Here is a 258-nt window from a genome sequence, read left to right on the forward strand (position 1 = left end):
GTCAGGGTCGAAGGGTTCATCACGGCAGAGAGTGAAACGCAGGGAGGGCATGAGTGTCTCGAATCCCGCCGAGCCTGCCCCCAGTCACACCGGGTAAGTCCTGAGACGAGTTCGCGCTCGCCGCCAGTGGCTCGGCGACGTTTTTGGCAACACGGCGTCGCCGCTGCACTGCGACGGATATCACGCGGCGCGCCCGATTCATCGCACTGTCATCCGGCGAGCAAACCGGCTGGTGATCATGTGCAGGACTACAGGAGT

1 protein-coding gene is annotated in these 258 nt (G+C 63.2%); it reads right to left on the reverse strand.

What is annotated here, in order from left to right; translation table 11 throughout:
* Nucleotides 1-19: 19 nt before the first annotated feature.
* The coding region (locus RZA33_RS19590; protein ID WP_317509897.1) for a hypothetical protein at nt 20-258 on the reverse strand (239 nt) is incomplete at its 5' end.

Origin of the sequence: Halovibrio sp. HP20-59, assembly GCF_033052795.2 — a bacterium.
GTDB lineage: Bacteria > Pseudomonadota > Gammaproteobacteria > Pseudomonadales > Halomonadaceae > Vreelandella.